Origin of the sequence: Streptomyces hyderabadensis (genome assembly GCF_020404845.1) — a bacterium.
GTDB lineage: Bacteria > Actinomycetota > Actinomycetes > Streptomycetales > Streptomycetaceae > Streptomyces > Streptomyces hyderabadensis.
In genome coordinates this window covers 1-3299 of sequence record NZ_JAIOJZ010000121.1, presented here as the reverse complement: position 1 = coordinate 3299, position 3299 = coordinate 1, and the positions used below count along the sequence as shown (strand labels likewise).

The window sequence follows — 3299 nt, the reverse complement described above, 5'->3', positions numbered from 1 at the left end:
CAGCAGCAGGCCGACGCCCTCGCCGAAGCCCATGCCGTCGGCGGCGGCGGAGAACGCCTTGCAGCGCCCGTCGGCGGCGACGCCGCGCTGGCGGGAGAAGCCGGTGACGGTGTGCGGGGTGCTCATCACCGCGACACCGCCCGCGAGAGCCGTGCTGCACTCGCCCCGGCGCAGTGACTCGCAGGCCAGGTGGAGCGTGACGAGGGACGAGGAGCAGGCGGTGTCGACGGTGAGCGCGGGGCCTTCCAGACCGAGGACGTAGGAGAGGCGGCCGGAGACCACGCTGGACACGCTGCCGGTGACGAGGTGCCCTTCCAGGCCCTCCTGCACCTCCGCGAGCCGGGCCCGGTACTCCTGGTAGTTGCAGCCGACGAACACGCCGGTGGCGGAGCCCCGCAGGGTGGCCGGGTCGATGCCGGCGTGTTCCAGCGTCTCCCAGGCGACCTCCAGGACGAGACGCTGCTGCGGGTCCATGGCGAGCGCCTCGCGCGGCGAGATCCCGAAGAACTCCGGGTCGAACTCGGTGGCGCCGCTCAGGTAGCCGCCCTCGCGGGCGTAGGTGGTGCCGGGGGTCCGCGCCTCCGGGTCGTACAGGGCGTCCACGTCCCAGCCGCGGTCGGTGGGCAGGCCGCCGACGGCGTCGACGCCGCCGTGCACCAGCCGCCACAGTTCGTCGGGGGAGGCGACGGAGCCGGGGTAGCGGCAGCCCATGCCGACGATGGCGATGGGCTCGTTGCTCTGCGCCTCGTACTCGCGCAGCCGCTGCCTGGTCTGCTGCAGATCGGCCGTGACGCGCTTCAGGTAGTCGACGAGCTTGTCCTGATCCGCCATCAGTTTCCTGCCTCTGTCTGTCGCTTGGCGAGTACGTGGTGCGGTGGTGCGTGGTGCGGTGGTGTGTGGTGGGGGCCTCGCGCGGCGCGCCCGCGAGGGCGCACCGCAGGAGGCCGGGTGTGCGGCTCAGATGCCGAGTTCGGTGTCGATGAACGCGAGGACCTCGTCGACGTCGGCCGATTCGAGTGCCGTGGCCGAGGCGGCCGAGGCCGCCTCCGGCGTCGTACGGCCGCCGTCCGGTTCGCTCCACCGGGCGAGCAGTGAGCGCAGCCGCAGGGTGATCTCGAGCCGGGTGTTGGTGTCCGGGTCGAGGCCCGCCAGCCGCTGGGACAGCGCGTCCAGGTTGGCGAGGACGGAGCTGTCGTCACCGGCGTCGGGCCCGTACAGCTCGGTCTTGAGGTATGCCGCGAGGGCCAGCGGTGTCGGGTGGTCGAAGACCAGCGCGGCCGGCAGGGTCAGGCCGGTGGCCGTGGCCAGCCGGGTGCGCAGCTCCATCGCGGTGAGGGAGTCGAAGCCCACGTCGCGCAGGGCGCGGTCGGCATCGAGCTGGTCGGGGCGCTCGTAGCCGAGCACGGCGGCGGCCTCGCCGCGGACCAGGGCGAGCAGGCCGCTGTCCCGGTCGGCGGGCGGCAGATCGCCGAGCCCGGAGCCGCGCTGCCCGGAGTCGGCGGCCGGGCCGGTGGCCGCGGGCGTCGGCGCGGACAGGGCGCGGATCTGCGGCAGGTCCTCGAACAGCGGCCGCGGGCGGGCCGCGCTGAACAGCGGGTAGAACCGCTCCCAGGCGACGGGCGCCACGGTGACCGTGGTCTCGTCGCGGTCCAGGGCCCGCTGCAGCGCGGTGAGGCCCAGCTCGGGTTCGATCAGCGGGAGGCCGCGCCGGTGCAGCTGGTCGAGGTCGACGGCCTCGGAGATGCCGCCTGCGCCCTCGGCGCCGAAGGCGTTCCACACGCCCCAGGCGATGGAGGTGGTGGGGATTCCGCGGACCCGGTTGTGCTCGGCGAGTGCGTTGAGGAACGCGTTGGCGGCGGCATAGGCGCCGTGGTCGCCGCTGCCCCAGACGCCGGCGATGGAGGAGAACAGGACGAACGCGTCCAGCTCGGTGTGGTCGAGGAGTTCGGTGAGGTGCAGGGCCCCGTCGACCTTGGCGACGACCCCGGCGGCGAACGCCTCCGGGCCGGTGTCCGCCAGGGAGGTCAGGTCCGCGACACCCGCGGCGTGCAGCACGGCCCGTACGGTCTCCCCGTCGGCGGCGAGCGCGTCGAGGAGCGCCGCCACGGCCTTGCGGTCGGCGACGTCGCAGGTGGCGAGGGTGACCCGGATGCCGGTCGCGGCGAGTTCGTCGCGCAGTCGCCCGGCGCCGGGCGCGTCGGCTCCACGGCGCCCGGTGAGCACCAGGTGCTCGGCGCCCTCGGCGGCCAGCCACCGGGCGAGGACCGCGCCGAGGGCGCCGGTGCCGCCGGTGACGATCACCGTGCCGCGCGGACGCCAGCTGCGCCGGGCGGGCCGCTGCTCGCCGGGGGTGTGGGCGAGCCGGCGGACGAACGTGCCCGAGGGACGCAGCGCCAGCTGGTCCTCGGCGCCGTGCGCGGCGAGCGCGGCGCACAGCATGCGTGCGCTCCGGGTGTCCGCGGTGTCGGGCAGGTCGATCAGCCCGCCCCACCGGTCGGCGTGTTCAAGGGCCGTGACCTGGCCGAGGCCCCAGGTGAGCGAGCCCAGTGGGGCGTGCGGGTGGGTGTCCTCGCCGACCGCGAGGGCCTGCCGGGTCACCATCCACAGCGGGGCGCCGATCCCGGCCCGGCCGAGGGCGCGCACCAGGGAGAGCCCGGTGGCCAGTCCGCTCGGCATGGCCGGGTGGTCGGGGTGACGCTCCTCGTCCAGGGCGAGGAACGACACGATCCCGGCCGGTGCCTGGCGGAGCCCGGCGACGAGGCCACGCAGCCGCTCGGTGAGCCGGTCCACGTCGGCATCGCTGTCACCGACCAGCACGTGGACCACCTCGGCGCCGGCCTTCGCCACGGCGTCCAGGGACGTGGTGACGGACGGGTCGTCCAGGTGCCGTTCCGGTACGACGGCCAGCCAGGTTCCGGTGAGGGCCGGGGCGCCGGACGCGCCGGGCAGGCGCTTCCAGGTGATCCGGTAGCGCCAGGCGTCCACGGCCGCGGTGGTCCGCATGCGCTGCCGCCAGTCGGCGAGCGCGGGCAGGACGGTGCCGAGCGGGGCGTCGGGCGCGATGTCCAGCTCGGCGGCGAAACCGTCCAGGTCGGTGTGCCGGACCGTCTCCCAGAAGGCGGCGTCCTGGTCGGCGGCGGGCCGGTCACCGGTGTTCGCGGAGGTGCTGTCGAGCCAGTAGCGCTGGTGCTGGAACGCGTAGGTCGGCAAGTCCACCACCCGCCCGGCCGGCACCAACCGGGACCAGTCGACCGCGACACCAGCCACCCACGCCTCACCCAACGACGCCAGCAACCGAG

Annotated in this window: 2 protein-coding genes; both read right to left on the bottom strand. The window is 75.0% G+C overall.

All coding sequences use genetic code 11. The annotated features are described in order from the left end of the window. A partial coding sequence (locus K7854_RS37110; RefSeq protein WP_226030962.1) for a beta-ketoacyl synthase N-terminal-like domain-containing protein occupies positions 1–831 on the bottom strand: 831 nt, incomplete at its 3' end. A gap of 126 nt (positions 832–957) precedes the next feature. Next, the coding region (locus tag K7854_RS37105; protein ID WP_226030961.1) for an SDR family NAD(P)-dependent oxidoreductase at positions 958–3299 on the bottom strand (2342 nt) is incomplete at its 5' end.